The sequence below is a fragment of the Pseudomonas solani genome, from assembly GCF_026072635.1.
Classification (GTDB): domain Bacteria; phylum Pseudomonadota; class Gammaproteobacteria; order Pseudomonadales; family Pseudomonadaceae; genus Metapseudomonas; species Metapseudomonas solani.
The window spans coordinates 1,834,517-1,850,440 of the sequence record NZ_AP023081.1; the positions used below are offsets into that span (position 1 = coordinate 1,834,517).

General features: G+C 67.9%; 15 protein-coding genes. 12 read left to right on the plus strand and 3 right to left on the minus strand.

Annotated elements, in window-relative coordinates; genetic code table 11:
- The first annotated feature begins 11 nt into the window (after positions 1-11).
- The 4 genes from arcA (at position 12) to PSm6_RS08460 (ending at position 5,696) form a co-directional block, all read left to right on the plus strand.
- On the plus strand, positions 12-1,262 hold the full coding sequence (gene arcA, locus PSm6_RS08445; protein WP_021218636.1) for an arginine deiminase: 1,251 nt from the start codon (positions 12-14) through the stop codon (positions 1,260-1,262).
- 107 nt (positions 1,263-1,369) lie between these two features.
- Positions 1,370-2,380 carry an ornithine carbamoyltransferase gene (locus PSm6_RS08450; RefSeq protein WP_021218635.1) on the plus strand — a complete coding sequence of 337 codons (1,011 nt, stop codon included), beginning with the start codon at positions 1,370-1,372 and terminating at the stop codon, positions 2,378-2,380.
- A 184-nt stretch (positions 2,381-2,564) separates the two neighbouring features.
- Complete coding sequence (gene arcC / locus PSm6_RS08455) at positions 2,565-3,494, plus strand: carbamate kinase (protein WP_031287432.1); 930 nt, start codon at positions 2,565-2,567, stop codon at positions 3,492-3,494.
- Between the two features lie 294 nt (positions 3,495-3,788).
- Positions 3,789-5,696 (plus strand): beta-ketoacyl synthase, encoded by a 1,908-nt coding sequence (locus PSm6_RS08460; RefSeq protein ID WP_265170020.1) that lies wholly within the window; start codon positions 3,789-3,791, stop codon positions 5,694-5,696.
- 72 nt (positions 5,697-5,768) lie between these two features.
- Here PSm6_RS08460 and cysQ read toward each other — a convergent pair whose 3' ends face one another.
- Positions 5,769-6,587 carry a 3'(2'),5'-bisphosphate nucleotidase CysQ gene (gene cysQ, locus PSm6_RS08465; protein WP_265170021.1) on the minus strand — a complete coding sequence of 273 codons (819 nt, stop codon included), beginning with the start codon at positions 6,585-6,587 and terminating at the stop codon, positions 5,769-5,771.
- Complete coding sequence (nudE, locus tag PSm6_RS08470; RefSeq protein WP_021218631.1) at positions 6,584-7,150, minus strand: ADP compounds hydrolase NudE; 567 nt, start codon at positions 7,148-7,150, stop codon at positions 6,584-6,586. Before nudE ends, cysQ begins: the two co-directional genes overlap by 4 nt.
- 132 nt (positions 7,151-7,282) lie before the next feature.
- Here nudE and yrfG point away from each other — a divergent pair, with 132 nt between their 5' ends.
- The 7 genes from yrfG to PSm6_RS08505 all read left to right on the plus strand — a co-directional run bounded on the left by yrfG (position 7,283) and on the right by PSm6_RS08505 (position 14,181).
- Positions 7,283-7,945 (plus strand): GMP/IMP nucleotidase, encoded by a 663-nt coding sequence (gene yrfG, locus PSm6_RS08475; RefSeq protein WP_021218630.1) that lies wholly within the window; start codon positions 7,283-7,285, stop codon positions 7,943-7,945.
- 16 nt (positions 7,946-7,961) lie between these two features.
- Entirely contained in the window at positions 7,962-8,888 is a 927-nt protein-coding gene (locus PSm6_RS08480) for a LysR family transcriptional regulator (RefSeq protein WP_265170022.1), read from the plus strand.
- 59 nt (positions 8,889-8,947) lie between these two features.
- Positions 8,948-9,793 carry a formate dehydrogenase accessory sulfurtransferase FdhD gene (gene fdhD / locus PSm6_RS08485; protein ID WP_081672139.1) on the plus strand — a complete coding sequence of 282 codons (846 nt, stop codon included), beginning with the start codon at positions 8,948-8,950 and terminating at the stop codon, positions 9,791-9,793.
- Positions 9,790-12,111: an FdhF/YdeP family oxidoreductase gene (locus tag PSm6_RS08490; RefSeq protein WP_265170023.1), complete on the plus strand. Its 2,322-nt coding sequence runs from the start codon at positions 9,790-9,792 to the stop codon at positions 12,109-12,111. The genes fdhD and PSm6_RS08490 overlap by 4 nt, the downstream gene beginning before the upstream one ends.
- A 387-nt stretch (positions 12,112-12,498) precedes the next feature.
- Positions 12,499-12,987: a YMGG-like glycine zipper-containing protein gene (locus PSm6_RS08495; RefSeq protein ID WP_265170024.1), complete on the plus strand. Its 489-nt coding sequence runs from the start codon at positions 12,499-12,501 to the stop codon at positions 12,985-12,987.
- Between the two features lie 133 nt (positions 12,988-13,120).
- Positions 13,121-13,519: a hypothetical protein gene (locus tag PSm6_RS08500; RefSeq protein WP_021218625.1), complete on the plus strand. Its 399-nt coding sequence runs from the start codon at positions 13,121-13,123 to the stop codon at positions 13,517-13,519.
- Positions 13,520-13,578: 59 nt separating this feature from the next.
- Positions 13,579-14,181, plus strand: a complete 603-nt coding sequence (locus PSm6_RS08505) for a nucleotidyltransferase family protein (RefSeq protein ID WP_265170025.1) — start codon at positions 13,579-13,581, stop codon at positions 14,179-14,181.
- 28 nt (positions 14,182-14,209) lie between these two features.
- Here PSm6_RS08505 and PSm6_RS08510 read toward each other — a convergent pair whose 3' ends face one another.
- On the minus strand, positions 14,210-14,749 hold the full coding sequence (locus tag PSm6_RS08510) for a DUF2087 domain-containing protein (RefSeq protein WP_031287429.1): 540 nt from the start codon (positions 14,747-14,749) through the stop codon (positions 14,210-14,212).
- 283 nt (positions 14,750-15,032) lie between these two features.
- Between PSm6_RS08510 and PSm6_RS08515 the strand changes: the two genes are divergently transcribed.
- A complete protein-coding gene (locus PSm6_RS08515) occupies positions 15,033-15,911 on the plus strand; it encodes a transporter substrate-binding domain-containing protein (RefSeq protein WP_265170026.1) in 879 nt (292 codons plus the stop codon).
- The last annotated feature ends 13 nt before the right edge of the window (positions 15,912-15,924 follow it).

Genomic DNA, 15,924 nt, shown 5'->3' on the forward strand with positions numbered 1-15,924 from the left:
GGAGACCTGCCATGTCCAAAGTCAAACTCGGCGTTCATTCGGAAGCCGGCAAACTGCATAAGGTGATGGTCTGCTCGCCGGGTCTGGCCCATATGCGCCTGACCCCCAACAACTGCGACGAGCTGCTGTTCGATGACGTCATCTGGGTCAACCAGGCCAAGCGCGACCACTTCGACTTCGTCACCAAGATGCGCGAACGCGGCATCGAAGTGATGGAGATGCACAACCTGCTCACCGACATCGTGCAGAACCCCGAAGCCCTGAAGTGGATCCTCGACCGCAAGATCACCGCCAACCAGGTCGGCGTCGGCCTGACCAATGAAGTGCGCTCCTGGCTCGAAGGCCTGGAGCCGCGCAAGCTCGCCGAGTTCCTTATCGGCGGTGTCGCCGGCTCCGACCTGCCGGACAGCGAAGGCGTCAGCGCGATCAAGATGTACCGCGACTACCTGGGCCACTCCAGCTTCATCCTGCCGCCGCTGCCCAACACCCAGTTCACCCGCGACACCACCTGCTGGATCTACGGCGGCGTAACCCTCAACCCCATGTACTGGCCGGCGCGACGTCAGGAAACCCTGCTCACCACCGCCATCTACAAGTTCCACCCCGAGTTCACCAACGCCGAATTCGAAGTCTGGTACGGCGACCCCGACAAGGACCATGGCAGCGCCACCCTCGAAGGCGGTGACGTCATGCCCATCGGCAACGGCGTGGTGCTCATCGGCATGGGCGAGCGCACTTCGCGCCAGGCCATCGGCCAACTGGCCCAATCGCTGTTCGCCAAGGGCGCGGTAGAGAAGGTGATAGTCGCCGGCCTGCCGAAATCCCGCGCGGCCATGCACCTGGACACCGTCTTCACCTTCTGCGACCGCGACCTGGTCACGGTCTTCCCGGAAGTGGTCAAGGAGATCGTCCCCTTCATCCTCCGCCCGGACGAGAGCCGCCCCTACGGCATCGACATCCGCCGCGAGGAGAAGAGTTTCATCGACGTGGTCGCCGAGTCCCTCGGGCTCAAGCAACTGCGCGTGGTGCAGACCGGCGGTGACAGCTTCGAGGCCGAGCGCGAACAGTGGGACGACGGCAACAACGTCGTCTGCCTGGAGCCCGGCGTGGTGGTCGGCTACGACCGCAACACCTACACCAACACCCAGCTGCGCAAGGCCGGTGTCGAGGTGGTGACCATCAGCGCCAGCGAACTCGGCCGCGGCCGTGGCGGTGGCCACTGCATGACCTGCCCGATCCTGCGCGACCCGATCGACTATTGATCCAAAAAGCCGAACCCCGGCGGCCGCTACCCGCGGCCGCCCTTCCCGCCAGCCACGAGCTGTTCTGACGGGAACCGGATTCCGACCTGCCCAAAAGGAGAAAGACCATGGCTTTCAACATGCACAACCGCAACCTGCTCAGCCTCATGCATCACAGCACCCGTGAGCTGCGGTACCTGCTGGACCTCTCCCGCGACCTGAAACGCGCCAAGTACACCGGCACCGAGCAGCAGCACCTGAAACGCAAGAACATCGCACTGATCTTCGAGAAGACCTCCACCCGCACCCGCTGCGCCTTCGAGGTCGCCGCCTATGACCAGGGCGCCAATGTCACCTACATCGACCCCAACTCCTCGCAGATCGGCCACAAGGAGACCATGAAGGACACCGCCCGCGTGCTCGGGCGCATGTATGACGCCATCGAGTACCGCGGCTTCAAGCAGGAAATCGTCGAAGAACTGGCCAAGTTCGCCGGCGTCCCGGTGTTCAACGGCTTGACCGACGAATACCACCCCACCCAGATGCTCGCCGACGTGCTGACCATGCGTGAGCACAGTGACAAGCCGCTGCACGACATCAGCTACGCCTACCTGGGCGACGCCCGCAACAACATGGGCAACTCGCTGCTGCTGATCGGCGCCAAGCTGGGCATGGACGTGCGCATCGCCGCGCCCAAGGCGCTGTGGCCGGAAGAAGAGTTCATCGCCCAGTGCAAGCAATTCGCCGAGGAAAGCGGCGCGCGCATCACCGTCACCGAAGACGCCAAGGCGGCGGTCAAGGGCGTCGACTTCATCCACACCGACGTCTGGGTCTCCATGGGCGAGCCGGTGGAAGCCTGGGGCGAGCGCATCAAGCAACTGCTGCCCTACCAGGTCAACGCCGAGATGATGAAAGCCTCCGGCACCGCACGGACCAAGTTCATGCACTGCCTGCCGGCCTTCCACAACAGCGAGACCAAGGTCGGCAAGCAGATCGCCGAGCAGTACCCGCACCTGGCCAACGGCATCGAAGTGACCGACGACGTGTTCGAGTCCCCGGCCTGCATCGCCTTCGAGCAAGCGGAGAACCGCATGCACACGATCAAGGCGATTCTGGTCTCGACCCTCGCCGACGTCTGATTCCAGAAATCCACGGGGGCGCTGGCTTTGTCGGCGGCACCGCGCGGCTCCTCACCGTACCGGGGTACGGGTCGTCGCAGCTCGCTTGCCTTCACGCCACCATCCCCTGTGGCTTCATGGAATATCCGAGATTCGGAGAAGGAGCGGGAAACCGCCCCCTCTCCACCGCAACAGGAGAACAATCATGCGAATAGTCGTCGCATTGGGCGGTAACGCCCTGCTGCGCCGTGGCGAACCCATGACGGCGGAGAACCAGCGCGAGAACGTGCGCATCGCCGCCGAGCAGATCGCCAAGATCCAGCCCGGCAACGAGCTGGTGGTCGCCCACGGCAACGGCCCACAGGTCGGCCTGCTGGCCCTCCAGGGCGCTGCCTACACGGCGGTCAGCACCTACCCGCTGGACGTCCTCGGCGCCGAGACCGAGGGCATGATCGGCTACATGATCGAACAGGAACTGGGCAACCTGCTGCCCTTCGAAGTGCCCTTCGCCACCCTGCTCACCCAGGTGGAAGTGGACGCCAAGGACCCGGCCTTCCAGAAACCCACCAAACCCATCGGCCCGGTGTACTCCCGGGAAGAGGCCGAGCGCCTCGCCGAGGAAAAGGGCTGGACCATCGCCCCCGACGGCGACAAGTTCCGCCGCGTGGTGGCCAGCCCCCGGCCCAAGCAGATCTTCGAGATCCGCCCGGTGAAATGGCTGCTGGAAAAAGGCTCGGTGGTGATCTGCGCCGGCGGTGGCGGCATCCCCACGCTTTATGACGACAACGGCAAGCTCAAGGGCGTCGAGGCGGTGATCGACAAGGACCTCTGCTCCGCGCTGCTGGCCGAGCAACTGGAGAGCGACATCCTGGTGATCGCCACCGACGTCGACGCGGCCTACATCGACTGGGGCAAGCCGACCCAGAAGGCCATCGCCGAAGCCCACCCCGACGAACTCGAGCGCCTCGGCTTCGCTGCCGGCTCCATGGGGCCCAAGGTCCAGGCTGCCAGCGAGTTCGCCCGCAACACCGGCCGTGCGGCGGTGATCGGCTCCCTCGCCGATATCGAAGCCATCGTCCAGGGCAAGGCCGGCACCCGCGTCAGCACCGCCAACCCCGGCATCAGCTACCGCTGATGCCCCGCACCCACGGAGCCGCGCCAGCGGCTCCGGCTCCTCCTCCCCGGCCTCGCGACCGCGCCTGCAATTCATGCACACGGGCAGTACCGATCAATCCTCAAGTGACTCGACAGTCAGCTGCCGCGTCAGGTTAGGCATTCGAATCTTTCGAGCTGCCACCGGGTTCGCCCCAGTGGCCGGATATCCCCGACGCGTTCCCTGGCCAGCCGCACCCGCGGCCTTCAAGGCCCCTCTTCACCGCGCTCGGCCCGGCCTCGGCAGGCAATGGTCTATTTGAGGAGTTTCCGAGTCATGTCACGACTTCCGGTCATCGTTGGTTTCGGCGGTTACAACGCAGCGGGCCGCAGCTCGTTCCACCACGGCTTCCGCCGCACCGTGATCGAGTCCGTCGACGCCGCCACGCGCCAGGAAACCCTGGCCGGGCTGGCGGTGATGACCAAACTGGTGACCGTGGTCGACGGCCAGTACCTGGACGCCGACGGCAACCCGCTGACCCTCGCCGACATCGAGTCGCGCTTCGGCGAGCGCATCCTCGCCTCCACCCTGGTGCGCCGCATCGAGAAGCAGCACCTGGATGTCGACGCCGCCCCCTGGCAGAAGAGCATCGGTGTCGCCGCCGAGCCCGGCACCCGCATCAGCTTCATCACCTCGCGCAAGCAGCTGCCCGAGCCGCTGCCGGCCAGCTGGTCAGTGGAGCCGCTGGAATCCGGCGAGGTGCACGTCACCCTGAATGACGCCACCGAGTTCAAGGTCGAGAGCTTCCGCGCCCTGCCGGTGAAATCCGCCGGCCAGCTGCCCACCGGCTTCGAACCGGGCGAGCTGTACAACTCGCGCTTCCACCCGCGCGGCCTGCAGATGTCCGTGGTGGCCGCCACCGACGCCATCCGCTCCATCGGCCTGCCCTGGCAGCGCATCGTCGACCACGTGCAGCCCGACGAAGTCGCGGTGTTCTCCGGCAGCATCATGAGCCAGCTCGACGAGAACGGTTTCGGCGGCCTCATGCAGTCGCGCCTCAAGGGCGGCCGCGTCACCGCCAAGCAGCTGCCCCTGGGCCTGAACACCATGCCCGCCGACTTCATCAACGCCTACGTGCTGGGCAGCGTCGGCACCACCGGCAGCGTCACCGGCGCCTGCGCCACCTTCCTCTACAACCTGCAGAAGGCCATCGAGCTGATCGGCTCCGGCCGCGCGCGGGTCGCCCTGGTGGGCAACGCCGAAGCGCCGATCAACCAGGAATGCATCGACGGCTACGGCGCCATGGGCGCCCTGGCCACCGAAGACGGCCTGCGCCAGGTCGGCGGCCGCGAGGACGTGGACTTCCGCCGCGCCAGCCGTCCCTTCGGCGAGAACTGCGGCTTCACCCTGGCCGAATCCAGCCAGTACGTGGTGCTGATGGACGACGCCCTGGCCCTGGAGCTGGGCGCCGATATCCATGGCGCGGTCACCGATGTCTTCATCAACGCCGACGGCTTCAAGAAATCCATCTCCGCACCCGGCCCGGGCAACTACCTGACCCTGGCCAAAGCCGTGGCCAGCGCCACCCAGATGTTCGGCAGCGAGACGGTGCGCCAGCACAGCTTCGTCCACGCCCACGGCTCCAGCACCCCGGCCAACCGCGTCACCGAATCCGAACTGCTGGACCGCGTCGCCAGCGCCTTCGGCATCGAGTCCTGGCCCATCACCGCGGTCAAGGCCTTCGTCGGCCACAGCCTGGCCACCGCCAGCGGCGACCAGGTGGTCTCGGCCCTCGGCACCTTCCGCTACGGCATCCTGCCGGGCATCAAGACCATCGACCGGGTCGCCGACGACGTGCACCAGCAGCACCTGTCCATCGCCACCCGCGACCAGCGCCTGGAACAGCGCAGCCTGGACATCTGCTTCATCAACTCCAAGGGCTTCGGCGGCAACAACGCCAGCGGCGTGGTGATCTCCCCGCGCCTGACCGAGAACATGCTGCGCAAGCGCCACGGCGAGAAGGCCTTCGCCGCCTACAGCGAAAAGCGCGAAGCCACCCGCGCCGCCGCCCGCCAGTACGACGAGCGCGCGCTCAAGGGTGAGCTGGACATCATCTACAACTTCGGCAACGACCTGATCGACGACAAGGCCCTGGAAGTCACCGCCCAGGGCATCAAGGTCCCGGGCTTCGCCCAGCCGCTGCTCTACGGCACCGACGAGCGCTTCAAGGACATGCTCGACTGATCGTCACGAGGTAAGTGGGGCGGATCGAAGCCCGCCCCACCCTGCGCGATAGCCCGACAGGCGCACTCCGGATCAATCCAGGGCGCGCGCCAGCTCCAGCAGCTCGCGACGCCACGCGGCAGCCGCCGGCAGGGCCAGGAAGGACGGGTTGAGGAAGGATTCGCGGGCCGCGTAGCCCAGCGGCTCGCCGGCCAGGTCGAGCACCTCGCCACCGGCGCCTTCCAGCACGCCCTGTGCGGCGGCGGTGTCCCACTGCGAAGTCGGCGCCAGGCGCGGGTAGCAATCCGCCGCGCCTTCGGCCAGCAGGCAGAACTTCAGCGAGCTGCCGATATTGGCCAGCTGCAACTCTCCGAAGCGTTCACCCAGCCCGGCCAGCAGGCGTTCCTGCGCGGGGCTCGAATGGCGCTTGCTGGCCACCAGGGTGAAGGCCTGAGCCGGGGCCACGCGCACGGCGATGGCTTCACGCGCACCAGCCTCGATGCGCCAAGCACCCAGGCCCGCACCACCGAGGTAGCAGCGGCCGGTGACCGGCACGCCGACGACGCCGAAGACCACGCGCCCGCGCTCGATCAGCGCGACGTTGACGGTGAACTCCTCGGAGCCGGAGATAAATTCCTTGGTGCCATCCAGCGGGTCCACCAGCCACCAGCGCTCCCACCCTTCGCGCTCGGCAAGGGAGATGTCCGCCGCTTCCTCGGACAACACCGGGATGCTGGCATCCAGTGTCTCCAGCCCGGCGGCGAGGATGCGGTGGGCGGCCAGGTCGGCAGCGGTAACGGGGGACGCATCGGCCTTCTCGACCACGGCGACGTCCGCGCGCCAGAACGGCAGGATGGCCTGGCCGGCGAGGCCGACCAGCTCGATGACGGCGGGCAGCAGCGGATGGCTCATAGGAGGAACTCCCCGCGCTGGCCCAGCAGGTCGCGGGCCAGGTAGAGCGCCGCCAGGGCGCGCCCCTCGCTGAACTGCGGGTGCTGCAACAGGCTGGAAATCTCGCGCAGGCTGACCTTCTCCACGCCCAGCGGCTCGGGCTCGTCGCCCGGCAGGCGCTCTTCGTAAAGGTCACGGGCCAGCACCACCTGGATCTTCTGGCTCATGTAGCCCGGCGACAGCGACAGCTCGGTCAGCAGCTCCAGCTTGCGCGCGCCGTACCCCGCCTCTTCCTTGAGTTCGCGGTCGGCCGCCACCAGCACGTCCTCGCCCGGCTCGATCAGCCCCTTGGGCAGCGACAGCTGGTAGTCGTCGGTACCGGCGCAGTACTCCTCCACCAGCAGCACGTGCTCGGCGTCCACCATCGCCACCACCATCACCGCGCCATAGCCGGAGCCCTTGCCCACCAGACGCTCGTAGGTGCGCTCGACACCGTTGGAGAAGCGCAGCTGCAGCTCCTCGACACGGAACAGGCGGCTGCTGGCGACGATCTCGCGAGCGAGCACGGTGGGCTTCTGACGCATAACGGAACTCCTTGGCATGACCGGCGGGTTATCATACCCCGGCTTTTCCGATTATCTGCGTAGGAGATTGCACGCCGACGACCGTCCGCAATGCAATCGCGACAGCCCTCCCACCTACAGCCCCGGACACGCATGCCACAGCTCAACTGGTCCGCCATCGACACCGTCCTGCTGGACATGGATGGCACCCTCCTCGACCTGCATTTCGACAACCACTTCTGGCTGGACTACCTGCCCCAGCGCTATGCCGAACACCACGGCATCAGCCGCGAGGCGGCCGACGCCGAACTGGTGCCGCTGTTCAGGCACCACGCCGGCCAGCTCAACTGGTACTGCACGGACTTCTGGAGCCGCGAGCTGAAGCTGTCGATCCGCGACCTCAAGCGCGAGGTCGCCGACCTGATCGCCCTGCGCCCCGACGCCGACCACTTCCTCGCCGCCCTGCGCCGCGCCGGCAAGCGCGTGGTGCTGATCACCAACGCCCACCGTGACTCGCTGTCGCTGAAGATGGAACGGGTCGAGCTAGCGCCCTGGTTCGATCGCCTGATCAGTTCCCACGACTACGGTTTCCCCAAGGAAGATCAGCAGTTCTGGCACGCCCTGCAGGCGGATTCGCCCTTCGACCCGGCGCGTACGCTGTTCATCGACGACAGCCTGCCGATCCTGCGCAGCGCACGGGCCTACGGCGTCGCCCACCTGCTGGCGGTGCTGCAGCCCGACAGCCGGGGCGCGCTCAAGGACACCGAGGAATTCGCCGCGGTGGACGGCTACCGCGAACTGGTGGCCGGGCTCTAACCCGGCGGGAGCGCCCATGGACATCAAGCAGCTCAAGTTCCTCGTCGCCCTCGACGAGACCCGCCACTTCGGCCAGGCCGCCGCGCGCTGCCACGTCACCCAGCCCACACTGTCCATGCGCCTGCGCAGCCTGGAGGAAGAACTGGGCCTGGAACTGGTGCAGCGTGGCCAGCGTTTCGAAGGCTTCACCGATGCCGGCCAGCGCGTGCTCGCCTGGGCCCGCACCCTGCTTGCCGCCCATGACGGCCTGCACGCCGAGGCAGCCGCCTGCCGCGGCCACCTGGTGGGCACCCTGCGCCTGGGCGTGGTGCCCCTGGCCGGCTACGACCCCATGCGCCTGGTGCAAGCCTTCGCCGAGCAGCATCCCGACCTGCGCTTCCAGCTGTTCGCCCTCAGCTCCGAGCAGATTCTCGAACGCCTGGCGCGCAACCAGCTCGACCTCGGCCTCTCCTACCTCGACCGTCTCGATCGCGAGCACTTCGACAGCCTGGAGATCGCCGACACGCGTATGGGCCTGCTGTACGACCGGCGCCACTTCGCCTTCGAAGCCCCGCAGCTGGCCTGGGAGGCCCTCGCCGGCCTGCCCCTGGGCCTGCTCTCCAGCGGCATGCACTTCCGCCAGTCCATCGACCACGGCTTCCGCAGCCGGGGCCTGGCGCCGCAGCCGCGCCTGGAAACCGACGCCGTTCACCAGTTGCTGCAGGCGGTCAACGTCGGCCTGTGCTGCGCCATCATGCCGTTGGCCAGCGGCCTCGACGAACTCACCGAACACCTGGCCCTGTTGCCCATCGAGCAGGCCCACACCCTGGCCCCGCTGGGGCTCATCCAGCGCCGTGGGCAGACCCGCTCGGCCCTGGCGGATGCCTGCGTCGAAGAGGCCCGCCGGCTGTTCGAGCCCGCCTTGATAGATGGCGTCGATCACAGTATCGGCAATAGCGATTAGACGGACCCCGGCACCAGCGCCTAGGCTGCCTGTGTCAATCCGTCGCAGGGGCGCCACCCGTGCCACGCCAGCTTTCCACTCCCGCTTTCAACGACACCGAGCCCGTGACCCAGGCGCGGGGCTATGCCTATGCCGAACTGGGCGGTGCCGCTGCGTCCGGCGAGGGCCTGCTGGCCGAGGAATGCGCCCTGGCCATCGCCTACAACGGCATCAGCCACGCGGTGATGATGGTCTCGCCCGCCGATCTGGAAGACTTCCTCGTCGGCTTCAGCCTCAGCGCCGGCATCGTCGACTCGATCGATGACATCTATGACAGCCGCCTCGGTGGCTGCGACGACGCCCGCCAGGCCGAGGTGGAAATCGCCAACCGCGCCTTCTGGGCCCTGAAGGACCAGCGCCGCCAACTGGCCGGCACCACCGGCTGCGGCCTCTGCGGCGTCGAAGCCCTGGAACAGGCGCTGCCCGCGCTCAAGGTCCTGCAACCGCAACCGCTGCCCCCGGCGGAGCACCTGGCCGACCTGCGCCAGCGCATCGCCGCCAAGCAGGACCTGGCCCGCCGAAGCGGCGCCCTGCATGCCGCGCTCTTCGTCGACGCCGCAGGCGAACTGGTGCTGTGCCGCGAAGACATCGGTCGCCACAACGCCCTCGACAAACTCATCGGTGCCGTCCTGCGGCAGAAGCTCGACCCGCGCGCCGGTTTCGCCGTGGTCACCAGCCGCTGCAGCCTCGAACTTATCCACAAGGCGGTGCGTGCCGGCCTCGGCACCCTGGTCAGCCTCTCGGCCCCCACTGCGCTCACCGTGCAATGGGCGCGCCGGCACAACCTGAACCTGATCCACCTGCCCCATCACAGCGCGCCCCGGGTCTACAGCCCGGCGCCCCGGACAGAAGAAGTACAGCCATGAGCCTGCAACCCGTGCATCCCCGCTACAAGCCCTACAACGGCGCCGCCGCCGGCTGGGGCGCGCTGAAGAGCGTCGCGCACTTCTGGCTGGACAGTAAGCAGCCGTTCAAGAACCTGCGTGCCCTGCTCAAGACCAACCAGAACGGCGGCTTCGACTGCCCCGGCTGCGCCTGGGGCGACTCCCCCGAAGACGGCCGCATCAAGTTCTGCGAGAACGGCGCCAAGGCGGTGAACTGGGAAGCCACCAAGCGCCGGGTCGACGCCGCCTTCTTCGCCCGCTACAGCGTCAGCCAGCTGCGCGAGCAGAGCGACTACTGGCTCGAATACCAGGGCCGCCTGACCCAGCCGATGCGCTACGACGCCGCCAGCGACCGCTACCTGCCCACCAGCTGGGACGACGCCTTCGCCCTGATCGCCAGCCACCTCAAGCGCCTGCCCGACCCGAACCAGGCCGAGTTCTACACCTCCGGCCGCGCCAGCAACGAAGCCGCCTACCTCTATCAGCTGTTCGTCCGCGCCTACGGCACCAACAACTTCCCCGACTGCTCGAACATGTGCCACGAGGCCAGCGGCGTGGCCCTGGGCCAAAGCGTGGGCATCGGCAAGGGCAGCGTGACCTTCGCCGACTTCGAGCATGCCGACGCCATCTTCGTCCTCGGCCAGAACCCCGGCACCAACCACCCGCGCATGCTCGAACCGCTGCGCGAGGCGGTGAAGCGTGGCGCCCAGGTGGTCGCCTTCAACCCTCTCAAGGAGCGCGGCCTGGAACGCTTCCAGCATCCCCAGCACGCCCTGGAAATGCTCACCAACGGCTCCGCCCCGCTCAACACCGCGTTCTTCCGCCCGGCCCTGGGCGGCGACATGGCCGCCCTCCGCGGCATCGCCAAGTTCCTCCTGCAGTGGGAGCGCGAAGCCCAGGCCGCCGGCCAGCCGGCGGTGTTCGACCACGCCTTCATCGCCGAGCACACCGATGGTGTAGACGGCTACCTGGCCGAACTGGACGCCACCACCTGGGAACATATCGAGCGCCAATCGGGCCTGACCCTCGCCGAGATCGAGCAGGCCGCGCGCATGTACCGCCGCGCCGAGCGGGTGATCATCTGCTGGGCCATGGGCATCACCCAGCACCACCACTCGGTGCCGACCATCCAGGAAATCGTCAACCTGCAACTGCTGCGCGGCAACCTCGGCCGCCCCGGCGCCGGCCTGTGCCCGGTGCGTGGCCACAGCAACGTGCAGGGCGACCGCACCATGGGCATCAACGACCGCCCGCCGGTGGCCCTGCTCGACGCGCTGGAGAAGCGCTTCCAGTTCAAGGTGCCCCGCGAGAACGGCCACAACACCGTGGAAGCCATCAACGCCATGCTCGACGGCCAGGCCCGCGTCTTCATCGGCCTCGGCGGCAACTTCGCCCAGGCCACGCCGGACAGCCCGCGCCCCCACCAGGCGCTGATGAACTGCGACCTCACCGTGCAGATCAGCACCAAGCTCAACCGCAGCCACCTCACCGTCGGCCGCGACGCGCTGATCCTGCCCTGCCTCGGCCGCACCGACATCGACCACCAGGCCCACGGCCCGCAGGCGGTGACGGTGGAAGACTCCTTCAGCATGATCCACGCCTCCAACGGCCAGCTGGAGCCGCTGTCCCGCGAGATGCGCTCGGAGCCGGCCATCGTCGCCGGCATCGCCAAGGCCACCCTGGGCAACCACCCGGTGGACTGGGACGCGATGATCGCCAACTACGACCGCATCCGCGACCTGATCGCCGACACCATCCCCGGCTTCGCCGACTTCAACCAGCGCGTGCAACACCCGGGCGGCTTCTACCTGGGCAACAGCGCCGGCGCCCGCACCTGGAAGACCGCCAGCGGCCGTGCCAACTTCAAGGCCAACCCGCTGCCGGAGACCCTGATCCACGAACGCATCCGCGCCAGCGGCCTCAAGCCCGACCTGATCCTGCAGACCCTGCGCTCCCACGACCAGTACAACACCACCATCTACGGCCTCGACGACCGCTACCGTGGCGTACGCGGCCAGCGCGAGGTGGTGTTCGCCAACGAAGCCGACATCCAGCGCCTGGGCTACCAGAGCGGGCAGAAAGTGGACTTGGTCTCGCTCTGGGACGACGGCATCGAACGCAAGGTGGAAGGCTTCACCCTGCTGGCCTTCGACATCCCGGCCGGCCAGGCCGCCGCTTACTACCCGGAAACCAACCCCCTGGTGCCCCTGGACAGCTTCGGCGTCGGCAGCCACACGCCCACCTCCAAGTTCATCGCCATACGCATCCAGGCAGCGCAGGAAAGCGGGCGCATCCTCTGACGGATCGCTGCCCATCACACCCTAAGGGAGCACGGAGCCTCCCGTAGGGTGTGCCGCGCGCACTTACTCCCTCCCCGCTCGCACACAGGTGCAGGTACGCGCAGGTCGCACCGATCACACGCATCGAAGGGCCAGGAAAAAAGCGGAATCACCCCCACTGAAGGGGTGCAGGAACAAGGCGCAATGCCATCAGGAAAGGGCCCGAAAAAGGCCCGAAACGCGGTTCTGGAATAGGGCTCTGACATCGCCAAAACAGTCAAAGTTCTCCAGCAAAAACAATTATTTAGAGAATGTGAAAAACCCTGTGCAATTCGTCGGGAGGCGCTTGTACGGGGCCGTTCCGCTGGCAACTATCGCCTCGTCCAAACAACAGAGGCTCTCCTCTCCATGAAGCAATCCTCGATCCTCCTTCTGTCTTTCTGCCTCGTCAGTGGCGGCGCCTTCGCCGGCGGCACCACCGAAGCCGGGGTGGGTGGCGCGCTGGGCGGGGTACTGGGCGCGGCCGTCGGTCAGTCCATCGGTGGCAACACCGGCGCGGCCATCGGTGCCGGCGTCGGCGGTGCAGCGGGTAGCGCAGTCGGCGCCGACCGGCGCAGCCGCACCGAAGCGGCCCTCGGCGGCGCACTGGGCGCGGCGGGCGGCAACGTTATCGGCCGCCAGGTCGGTGGCAACACCGGCAGCCTGATCGGCGCAGCGGCCGGCGGTGGCGCCGGCGGCGCACTGGGCAACTACATGGGCAACGAGAGCCGCCGCGACGACGACCGCGATGATCGTCGCTACTACGACCGCCGTGGCGATCGCCACGAGCATGGCCGTGGCCACGGCTGGGGCCACCGCAAGCACAAGCACCGCCACCACCACGACTGGGATGACTGATCGCGACCGTTAGTCGCCAATCCCGGTCGATCGGCCCCCCTCACAGAACTCCCGTCACATTCACAGCCTCTTAATCTTCGAGGGCCATCTGCAGTGCAGGTGGCCCTCGTGACCTTGCCTGGAGAAACACCCGATGCGCCTCACTCTTCCCGCCCTGGCCCTGAGCCTGCTCGCGACCCAAGCCGTGGTCGCCGGCGAAACCACCAAGAACGCCCTCGGCGGCGGTCTCGGCGGTGCGCTGGGCAACGTCGTCGGCCAATCCATCGGTGGCAGCACCGGTGCGGCCATCGGGGCCGGCCTCGGCGGTGCAGCCGGTGGCGCGATCACCGCGCGTGACGGCAACAAGACCGGCGCTGCACTGGGCGGTGGCCTGGGTGCCGCCGGGGGTTCGGTGGTGGGCAACAAGCTCGGCGGCAACACCGGTTCCGCCATCGGCGCGGGCCTTGGCGGTGCGGCAGGTGGCGCCATCGCCAGTGAGCTGAACAAGGACAGCGGCAGCAAGAAACACCGCAAGCACAGGCACCGCGATTGAGCATCATGGAGCCACACACCCAGCCTCCGCATTGCACGCTGCGGGGGCCGGTGCTGCCGGTGGCTTACCAGAATCCCCTGCCCCACCTGCAGCGCTGGCTGCGTGGCGACTCGCAACGCCTGCTGGCGCTGCGCTGCGTCGCCAGCCTGGGCCTGCGCGACGCCTGGCTGGCCGCCGGTTTCGTCCGCAACCTCGCCTGGGACCGCCTGCACGGCTACCGCGGCGCCACGCCGCTGGCCGATCTCGACCTGATCCACTTCAACCCCGATGACCTCGCCCCCGAAGCCGACCTGCGCATCGAGCAGGCCCTGCGACGCATGGCCGGGCACCTGCCCTGGTCGGTGAAGAACCAGGCGCGCATGCACCTGCGTAACGGCGACGACCCCTACCGCGACAGCCGCGACGCCATGAGCCACTGGCCGGAGGTGCAGACCGCCATCGGCGTGCGCCTGCGCCCGGGTGGCGGCATCGAGATCGCCACCCCTTTCGTGCAGTCCGGGCTGCTCGACCTGCGCATCACCCCCAACCCGCTGCACCCGCGTCAGGCGGTCTTCGCCGAACGCCTGCAGGCCAAGGATTGGCTGCAACGCTGGCCGCGCCTGCAAGTCGATACCGCGCCCCTGGGTTGCCTGCTGCTCACCAGCCACTTCGACGAGGCCTGAAGGCGCGCGTCCCTGCGCGCCCTTTCCGTCAGGCCGAGCGCCTGCCCAGCTGTTCACGCAGCGCCATCGCCAGCGGCTCCGGACGCAACTCCACGCGGCGGTACTCGCGCCCGTCCGGCGTACGCATCAGCCAGCCGGCATCCACCATTTCCCGGCGCAACAGCACGTGGTCGCCCAGGCTCGCGACCTCACGGATATGCCCGTCCACCTCGCGCTCGCTCATCGCGGTACGGGGCGGCAGGGCCATCCAGGTCATCCACAGGCAGGGGCGTCGGTGGCTGTGCTTGCCGGGCCAGGTGCGCAGGCGGCCCTGCTGGTCGAAGTACCGCAGCAGGCGGCGCACCAGCACGTAGTCCACCGCAACGTCGGCCGGCGGCTGGCTCAGTTGTCGTTCGGCCATCTGGCTCGCACGCAGCGCCTGGAAGCTGCGAAACCCCCGGGCGCGGGCCAGCAGGTTGAGCATCTCCACATGGCCGGGCGGCCGTTCGCGCTCCTCCAGCTGGCGGACCAGCGAGCGGGCGAGCGCAGACATGTCATCGGTAGCGAAAGGGATAAGCGTCTTGGACACAGTTCGTTCCTCGTGTGTGCCAAGTCCTCGGAAGAGGATGTCGGGGGTCGCCGGGTTCCGACGCGGCACGGGGACGAGTGTCGGTCGAGGGTGAGCCTGGGGCTCGTGGCAGGTTTAGCTGCCCGAATGGGCACCGGTGACGCCTGGGTGAACTGCCGACCGCGAGCCAGAGTAGCGCCGGGTGTCGTGATGCTCAACAGTCAGCGGGCGAAGCGTCTGAGAAGACTGTAATCTTCCGTCATTACTCTGCTGGCGCATGCACGCCGGTCGCCGTGGACACGCCATGGGTTTCATCCGCTACGCCATAGCTTTGCTCTGCCTCCCCACCCTGCTCCCGGTTGCCTTCGCCGGGCAGCAATTGCGCGTCTGCCAGCAAAGCCCCGTCACCTACGCCTACCGCATCGAACTGGCCAACCTCATCCTCGCCCGCACCGCCGAGCGCTACGGCGAAGCCAGCATCGTCACCAGCCAGGCGCCAGACCCGTCCCAGGAGCGTTGCCTGGCCATGCTCAAGGCCGGCCAGGTGGACCTCGCCTACGTCCCGCCGAACCGCGAGCGCCTCGCCGACTTCCGCATGCTGCCGGTCGACATGCACCAGGGCCTGCTCGGCTACCGCGTGCTGATCATCCGCAAGGATCGCCAGGCCGATTTCGCCGGCGTCAAAGACCTCGACGGCCTGCGCCGCCTCACCGGCGGCTTCGGCAGCCAGTGGAGCGACTTCCCGCTCTTCGCCCGCAACCAGCTGCCGGTGCTGGGCATGGCCAACCCCGGCAACCTGCTGCCGATGCTCGAGCAGCGCCGCTTCGACTACTTCCACCGTGGCCTCAGCGAAGCCTGGGCCGAGGTGGACGCCAACCGCAAGGCGCTGCCGGACCTGATGGTGGAGCAGCACCTGGCGCTGAAATACCCGATGCCGGTGTACTTCACCTTCGCCCAGCACAACCCGGTGCTGGAACGGCGCTTCGCCGAAGGCTTCGAGATGATCCGCGCGGACGGCACCTTCCAGGCGCTGTTCCTGCGCCATCACGGTCACCTCATCGACAAGGCCGGGATGGCCGGGCGGCGGGTCATCGAACTGGAGTCCGACCTGCCGGGCCGGCTACCGGACAGCGGTGGGGGGTTCGCCGAACCCGCCACCGCCAGGACGGGCGACACGCCCTAGGCGTGCGCCCGGG

What these genes read in the sequence shown, in the direction of transcription:
- nudE (WP_021218631.1), bottom strand. Translation starts at nt 7,150, where the DNA reads ATGCGTCAGAAGCCCACCGTGCTCGCTCGCGAGATCGTCGCCAGCAGC.
- PSm6_RS08495 (WP_265170024.1), top strand. Translation starts at nt 12,499, where the DNA reads ATGAAGCAATCCTCGATCCTCCTTCTGTCTTTCTGCCTCGTCAGTGGC.
- PSm6_RS08480 (WP_265170022.1), top strand. Translation starts at nt 7,962, where the DNA reads ATGGACATCAAGCAGCTCAAGTTCCTCGTCGCCCTCGACGAGACCCGC.
- cysQ (WP_265170021.1), bottom strand. Translation starts at nt 6,587, where the DNA reads ATGAGCCATCCGCTGCTGCCCGCCGTCATCGAGCTGGTCGGCCTCGCC.
- arcC (WP_031287432.1), top strand. Translation starts at nt 2,565, where the DNA reads ATGCGAATAGTCGTCGCATTGGGCGGTAACGCCCTGCTGCGCCGTGGC.
- PSm6_RS08450 (WP_021218635.1), top strand. Translation starts at nt 1,370, where the DNA reads ATGGCTTTCAACATGCACAACCGCAACCTGCTCAGCCTCATGCATCAC.
- arcA (WP_021218636.1), top strand. Translation starts at nt 12, where the DNA reads ATGTCCAAAGTCAAACTCGGCGTTCATTCGGAAGCCGGCAAACTGCAT.
- PSm6_RS08515 (WP_265170026.1), top strand. Translation starts at nt 15,033, where the DNA reads ATGGGTTTCATCCGCTACGCCATAGCTTTGCTCTGCCTCCCCACCCTG.
- PSm6_RS08500 (WP_021218625.1), top strand. Translation starts at nt 13,121, where the DNA reads ATGCGCCTCACTCTTCCCGCCCTGGCCCTGAGCCTGCTCGCGACCCAA.
- PSm6_RS08490 (WP_265170023.1), top strand. Translation starts at nt 9,790, where the DNA reads ATGAGCCTGCAACCCGTGCATCCCCGCTACAAGCCCTACAACGGCGCC.
- PSm6_RS08460 (WP_265170020.1), top strand. Translation starts at nt 3,789, where the DNA reads ATGTCACGACTTCCGGTCATCGTTGGTTTCGGCGGTTACAACGCAGCG.
- yrfG (WP_021218630.1), top strand. Translation starts at nt 7,283, where the DNA reads ATGCCACAGCTCAACTGGTCCGCCATCGACACCGTCCTGCTGGACATG.